7 protein-coding genes are annotated in these 6,823 nt (G+C 63.5%); 5 read left to right on the forward strand and 2 right to left on the reverse strand.

Features of this window, described 5'->3' with window-relative positions:
- Positions 1–7: 7 nt before the first annotated feature.
- On the reverse strand, positions 8–910 hold the full coding sequence (locus AACZ55_RS07820; protein WP_339644898.1) for an N-acetylmuramic acid 6-phosphate etherase: 903 nt from the start codon (positions 908–910) through the stop codon (positions 8–10).
- Positions 911–1,215: 305 nt separating this feature from the next.
- Here AACZ55_RS07820 and AACZ55_RS07825 point away from each other — a divergent pair, with 305 nt between their 5' ends.
- The 3 genes from AACZ55_RS07825 to nagA are packed head-to-tail and all read left to right on the forward strand — an operon-like array spanning position 1,216 to position 4,165.
- Positions 1,216–1,974: a GntR family transcriptional regulator gene (locus AACZ55_RS07825; RefSeq protein ID WP_339644901.1), complete on the forward strand. Its 759-nt coding sequence runs from the start codon at positions 1,216–1,218 to the stop codon at positions 1,972–1,974.
- 17 nt (positions 1,975–1,991) lie between these two features.
- A complete protein-coding gene (locus AACZ55_RS07830) occupies positions 1,992–3,017 on the forward strand; it encodes an SIS domain-containing protein (RefSeq protein ID WP_339644904.1) in 1,026 nt (341 codons plus the stop codon).
- Positions 3,014–4,165, forward strand: coding sequence for an N-acetylglucosamine-6-phosphate deacetylase (nagA, locus tag AACZ55_RS07835; protein ID WP_339644907.1), 1,152 nt, complete (start codon positions 3,014–3,016; stop codon positions 4,163–4,165). Before AACZ55_RS07830 ends, nagA begins: the two co-directional genes overlap by 4 nt.
- A gap of 175 nt (positions 4,166–4,340) precedes the next feature.
- Here the strand turns inward: nagA and AACZ55_RS07840 are convergent, their stop codons facing one another.
- Complete coding sequence (locus AACZ55_RS07840) at positions 4,341–4,778, reverse strand: Rrf2 family transcriptional regulator (RefSeq protein ID WP_338610751.1); 438 nt, start codon at positions 4,776–4,778, stop codon at positions 4,341–4,343.
- Positions 4,779–4,905: 127 nt separating this feature from the next.
- On the opposite strand from AACZ55_RS07840, the gene AACZ55_RS07845 reads away from it, so the two are divergent.
- Together AACZ55_RS07845 and AACZ55_RS07850 are read left to right on the forward strand one after the other, a co-directional pair.
- Positions 4,906–5,253 carry a VOC family protein gene (locus tag AACZ55_RS07845; RefSeq protein ID WP_339644909.1) on the forward strand — a complete coding sequence of 116 codons (348 nt, stop codon included), beginning with the start codon at positions 4,906–4,908 and terminating at the stop codon, positions 5,251–5,253.
- 544 nt (positions 5,254–5,797) lie between these two features.
- The coding region (locus AACZ55_RS07850) for an ABC transporter substrate-binding protein (RefSeq protein ID WP_339644911.1) at positions 5,798–6,823 on the forward strand (1,026 nt) is incomplete at its 3' end.

A 6,823-nucleotide genomic window follows, 5' to 3' on the forward strand; every position in this document is an offset into this window, starting at 1 on the left:
CAAGGCTTTATGGGCGGCCCAAAACGGCCAGTGCCTTGCGTACGACACCGCCCGATTGCGCAAGCAATTGCTGCGCCTCGGACAGATCTTTTGCGCCCGCCGCCAGAAGGATGGCGGGCTTGACTTCGTTGTGAGCCGTTTGCATGGCCTTTGCCGCCACATCGGGTCCAACCCCTGCGATGCGCGCCACGATGCCGGTGGCTCTGAGCACCAGCTTGTCGTTGTCGGCTGTGACGTTGACCATGAAATTGTCGTGCACATGCCCCATCCGCACCCCGATCAGGGTCGATAGCATGTTGAGCGCCGCCTTTTGCGCGGTGCCCGCCGCCATCCGGGTCGAGCCCGAAATCACCTCCGCCCCGCTCGCCAGAAGGATCGCCACATCCGCATCGGCCAGCAGCGGCGCGCCGCCATTTCCCGCGATCCCGACAGTTCCCGCACCGGCGGTTTTGGCCGCCCGCAATGCGGCGACGGTATAACGGGTCGTCCCGCTCGCCGAAATACAGATCGCGCAATCGTTGGCCCCGATGCCAAGCGCGCCAACATCGGCCGCGCCCTGGTCGGCATCGTCTTCCGGCCCGCCAAGCAGTTCCTGGGTCATCGCCAGCCCGCCCGCCATGACGATTTCGATGCGGTCGCGTGCAATGCCGTAGGTCTGGGGAATTTCCAGCGCGTCGCCGAGTGCGATCAGCCCCGGGCTGCCGGCCCCGACATAGATCAGCCGCCCACCCGCCTGCAACGCGGCAACACCCAATTGGGCGGCCTTGGCGATATCTAAGAGTGCAGCACTTACGGCATCGAGACCGCGCTTCTGGCCATCGAGCAGGGCCGAAAGAATAGCGGCATCGTCCCAGCTATCGAGCCCGGAAAAGCGCGGATCGGCGTGTTCGGTGGCAACGAGAGCGCTCACGGCATGGCCCTGTGCGCGTGTCGTTCGATCAGCATGTCGCCCCTTCGTGGCATGCACAATCCTCCTGTTCCCTCGATAATGCCAAAAAAATACCACTTGTCCAGTGGGGTGTTACGAAATTGTCTCGAGCGCTCCTCCGGAGGTGACCAACAGGCACGCCATCCGGGCCTTTCACGACTTTTTACGAAATTTCCGTTCTGCCAGCTTGGCCAATGGTCTATTATTGGTATTATAGCCGCACAGAGGGTGCCGGCGTTGGGCCGGATGAGGAGCGGTCCCATGCGTACCAGACGCAGTGCCAGCCAATGAGTGCCACCATCGAGGACATGTTCAGGCAGACGGCCGGGGCCCGCAGCGGCGGCCCGCTCTATCTGCGCCTGCGCCGGTCCATCGAGGATGCCGTCAGATCCGGCCTCATCAATCCCGGCGACGCCCTGCCGTCCGAGCGCGATATCGCGGCCACGGCCGAGGTTTCCAGGGTTACCGTCCGCAAGGCCGTCCAGCACCTTGTGGCCGATGGCATCCTGATCCAGCGCCACGGCTCGGGCACCTTCGTTGCCCCCACCGTCCAGCGGGTCGAACAATCGCTCTCCAGCCTCACCTCGTTCACCGAGGACATGGCGCGCCGCGGCATGACGCTGAGTTCGCAATGGCTCGATCGCGGCCTTTACGATCCCTCCAACGAGGAAACCATCATTTTGGGCCTCGGCGCCGGCGAAAAGGTCGCCCGCATCGCCCGCCTGCGCATCGCCAATGGTAATCCCCTGGCCATCGAGCGCGCTTCGCTCTCGGCCACTGTCCTGCCCGATCCCGACGCCATCGCCAATTCGCTCTACGCCAAGCTCGACCAGACGGGCAACCGCCCGGTGCGCGCCATCCAGCGCATAGCGGCGGTCAATCTGGGCCGGCACGATGCCGAACTGCTCGACGTCGCCCCCGGCGCCGCCAGCCTGCGCATCGAGCGCACCTCCTATCTCGCTTCGGGCCGGATCGTTGAATTCACCCGCTCCATCTATCGCGGCGATGCCTATGATTTCGTCGCCGAACTGCGCCTGCAGAACTAAAAGGGACCACCGCCAGCATGACCCAGACTCACATGAAGCGCGAAATCGCCGAAATCCCCGCGGCAGTGGCCCGCCTGCTCGGCGAGGGGCGCCCGGCGCTCGATGCTGCCGCAAAGGCGCTTGCCGATGCCGATCCGCGCCTGGTCATAACCATCGCCCGCGGCTCGTCCGATCACGCAGCGACCTTCTTTAAATATGCCTGCGAGCTTTCGACCGGCGTTCCCGTCGCTTCGGTCGGCCCCTCCATCGCCTCGATCTATGGCGTCGATCTCAAGCTCGACCGCGCCGCCGCCATCGGCATTTCCCAGTCGGGCAAAAGCCCCGACATCGTTTCCATGCTGCAAAGCGCCGCCCGCTCGGGCGCAACCGCCATCGCCATCACCAACACCCCGGACTCCCCATTGGCCGAAGCCGCCGATGCCGTCATCGATATCTGCGCGGGTGAAGAACAGTCGGTGGCCGCCACAAAGACCTTTGTGACCTCCGCGGTCGCCGGGCTGGCCATCGTTGCCGGCTGGTCGGGTGACAAGGCGCTCCTCGGCGCGCTCGACGCCCTCCCCGAAGCGCTCGAAAATGCGCTCTCGTGCGACTGGTCGCCACTTGTCGAGGCCACGGCAAATGCCAATTCGCTCTACGTGCTCGGGCGCGGCCCCGGCGCCGCCATCGCCCACGAAGCAGCGCTCAAGTTCAAGGAAACCTCGGGCCTGCACGCCGAGGCCTATTCCACCGCCGAAGTGCTGCACGGCCCCGCCGCCATCGTCCAGAAGGGGTTCCCCGTTCTTGCGCTCAGCGCGACAGACAAGGCGCGCTCTTCGATCCTTGAAACCTGCGCCCGGCTGGCCGGACAGGGCGGTTCGGTCTTCGTCACCGACCCCCAGCCCGGCGCCGCCATTGCGCTCCCGGTCGCCCGCACCGGCCATCCGCTGACCGACCCCATCGCTCTGGTCGTCTCGTTTTACGGCTTTATCGAAGCGCTGGCCCGCCATCGCGGCTTCAACCCCGACGAGCCCCCGCATCTGCGCAAGGTAACCTCGACCCTATGACCCTGTTTTCGCTTTCGGCGCCGAAAATCTTCGATGGCCAGACCTGGCATGAGGAGCGTGCCCTTCTGGTTGAAGACGGCCGCGTCAAATCCATCGTCCGCACCACAGACGTGCCATCCGGCATTGCCGAAATCGACCTCGGCCACGGCATGCTGGTGCCCGGCTTTGTCGATCTGCAGGTCAATGGCGCCGGCGGCGTGCTGTTCAACGAAGACCGCAGCGTCGAAGGCCTGCGCCAGCTGTGCGCCGCCAATTTCCAGTTCGGCACCACCGCGCTCCTGCCCACCCTCGTCACCGACACGCGCGCGGTCACCCGCACGGCACTCGATGCGGGCATTGCCGCCCACGCCCAAAAAGTGCCCGGCTTTATCGGCCTGCACATCGAAGGCCCGCACCTCTCGGTCGCCCGCAAGGGCGCCCACAACCCCGCCTTTATCCGCCCCATGGACGAAGCCGATTTGCGCGCGCTCATCGCGGCCCGCCCCGCCATGCCCGCCCTTCTGACCACCGTCGCGGTCGAGTCCGTGGGCCCCGACCAGATCGCCCGGCTCGCCCAGGCCGGCGTCACAGTCTCGCTCGGCCATTCCGACACCGGCATTGCCGGCGCGGTCACGGCGTTCAAGGCCGGCGCATCGATGGTCACGCACCTGTTTAACGCCATGAGCCAGCTCGGCAACCGCGAGCCCGGACTTGTCGGCGCCGCGCTCGCCAATGGCGTCTGGGCCGGCCTGATCGCCGATGGCATCCATGTCGATCCGGCAACCATCGGCGTTGCTCTGCGCGCCAAGAAAGGACCGGGAAAGATCTTTCTCGTCACCGATGCCATGTCGCCAATGGGCACCGACATGACCGGCTTTGCCCTCAATGGCCGCGACATCGTCCGCGCCGATGGTGCGCTGCGGCTGGCCGACGGCACATTGGCCGGGGCCGATCTCACCATGATCGATGCGCTAAGCTACATGCACAGAACCATCGGCCTTGATCTCGACGAGGCCCTGCGCATGGCCGCGCTTTACCCTGCCCAGGCCATCGGGCTCGCCGACACGATCGGGCATCTGGGCTCGGGCGCCATGGCGTCCATGGTGCACCTGTCCGATGATTTGGGTGTTGAGGGCGTCTGGGTCGAAGGCGAGAAGGCATTTGGCTGAAGCAGTTCAGGTCTGAACCCAACCGTTCGTTACCCCCGCCCTTCGCTTCCCCGGCGAAAGCTGGGGTCCAGCAGCACTGCCCGAAGCGCCAGCGCCCAAGGCAAAGCACATAGACCCCGGCTTTCGCCGGGGAAGCGCTGGAAGCAAAATCGATGCTGTATGAACTTAGCGCGCCCTAACTCGCCTTTTCCAGCAAATCCACTTCCCCGATGGCATCCGCCAGCGTCGTCTGGTCGAGCACGGCGCGCGTTGCGTCGGTCACCTTGGCGAAAACGTGCCGGATTTCGCAATCATCCTCGCTGCGGCAGTCGATGCACCGCCGATAGGCGATTTTCGACAGGCAGGGCAGGGGCGCGATCGGGCCGTCGATGATGCGCAGCACTTCCCCGAAGCTGATTTCCTCGGGCGCCTTCAAGAGCAGATACCCCCCTGCCTTGCCGCGTTTCGACATCACGATGCCGCTGCGCTTGAGTTCGAGCAGGATCTGTTCGAGAAATTTTTTCGGAATGTCCTGCCCTGCGGCAATTTCCGAGATCATCAGGCTTTCACCCTCGCCGGCGCGCGTCAGCGCCACAAGGGCGCGCAGGGCGTAGCGGGCTTTTTGCGATATCATCGACACGAGAGGCAGGCGCTCCTCATAAAAGGCGATTATGTCATAATTGGCCTTGGCCCGCGGCGCAACCTCTTGACCTTTCTCACCGGACGTATCCCAATGTTGCCCGATCGCAGGGAGGCGGGAAATGGCTCAGGCAACGGGCATAGGCGGAGTGTTTTTTCGCTCGGGCGACACCGAGGCGCTGGCCAAATGGTATGAGACCCATCTCGGCGTCCCCGGCTTCTGGGAGCAGGAGGCCGGCATGACCGTCTTTGCCCCCTTCAGGCGCGAAACCGATTATTTCCCGCCCGACAGGCAGTGGATGATCAATTTCCGCGTCGACGATCTTTCCGCCCTGATGGCCGACCTCAAAGGGGCGGGCATCCCAGTCGAAACCCGCGACGAATGGGATACCCCCGAAACGGGGCGCTTTGCCCGCATCCACGATCCCGAGGGAAACCCCATCGAATTGTGGGAACCGCCGGCGGGCTGACCTGTATCCAATTCGAGCCCGGGACCCACGGCTGGGAAGCCCCGCTGATTCAGCGTGAAAGCCCCGCGATTCACGGCCCTCCCTGCTGGCCAGCAATCGCGCACAAAAATTTTTTTGCCGATATTTTCAGCAAATCGTACCCTCAAGTACGCCGGAGCTGCCCGGAATTTGGCAGTTTTTTGACCGGATAGTCAAAAAAGGACAGTATATCTGACGTAAACGTCCTCCACATACCCATTGCGCGATCAAACAAAAGACGCTTTGTTGCGGCTTCGGCGTGCACCGCCCGGGCGTTAAGACCCCGCGCGGTGCTGGCCCCAAGTCGCAGGGAGGGATCGTCATGCAAAATAAGATAACCCCTGCACATCGATCAACAGAAAGAGCTTAATCGTCTGACCGTGCCGTTTCGACATATTCGACCCCCAAGTCAGTATCTCGCTCCGGCCCAGCAGGCGGGGGCGTTTTCTGGATGATGGCTTCCGCCATCGGCGCCGGGCAAAAGGCGCCGATGGCGGGTAATTTTTGTCAAGGGGATAAACTCGATATGCGAAACACGCTCACCGGCATTGCGGCGGCTCTTTTTGCCACCACCATGCTCGTTGGCGCGGCCAGCGCCGAAACGCTGCGCTGGGCCCGTCAGTCCGATGCTCTCACGCTTGATCCGCACTCCCAGAACCAGGGCGTGACCCACACCTTCAACCACCACATCTACGAGACGCTTCTCGACCGCGATGTGGAAGGTAACCTTCAGGCCCGCCTTGCGACCGATTGGTACGTCAAGGAAGGCGACGAGACCGTCTGGGTCTTCGAGCTGCGCGAAGGCGTCACCTTCCATGGCGGCGAGGAATTCACGGCCGAAGACGTGGTGTTCTCCATCGAGCGCGCCAAGTCCGAAAACTCCAACATGCGTCAGCTCCACGCCGATGTTGAGAGCGTTGCCGCGGTTGACGACTATACGGTCGAATTCCAGATGGCCGGGCCGTCCCCGCTCTATCCCAACAACATCACCAACACCTTCATCATGGACAAGGGCTGGTCGGAAGAAAACGACCTTACCGAAGTCCAGGATTTCGCGGCCGGCGAGGAAAACTTCGCGGTCCGCAACACCAACGGCACGGGCCCCTATGTCCTGGCCGAACGTGACCCCGACGTGCGCTCGGTATTGACGGTTAATGAAGACTGGTGGGGCGAGACTCCTGCGGTCACCGAAATCGTCTACACCCCGATCTCGGACAACGCGACCCGCGTCGCCGCCCTGCTTTCGGGTGAAGTCGATCTCGTCCAGGACGTTCCGGTTCAGGATATCGAACGTCTTGCCGGCACCGATGGCGTCAAGGTCGAGACCGGCCCTGAAAACCGCACGATCTATTTTGGCTACGCCATGGACGACGAGCCGCTCATCAGCTCCAACGTCACCGACGAAAACCCCTTCGCCAACCCGCTGGTGCGCGAAGCGATGTCGCTGGTCATCGACCGCGACGCCATTCGTCAGGTCGTGATGCGCGGTCAGTCGCTGCCCACTTGCGTCAACATGCCTCCGTTCGTGAACGGCTGGACCGAAGAGCTTGAT

It is taken from the genome of uncultured Pelagibacterium sp. (assembly GCF_963972885.1).
In the GTDB taxonomy this organism is placed as follows: domain Bacteria; phylum Pseudomonadota; class Alphaproteobacteria; order Rhizobiales; family Devosiaceae; genus Pelagibacterium; species Pelagibacterium nitratireducens.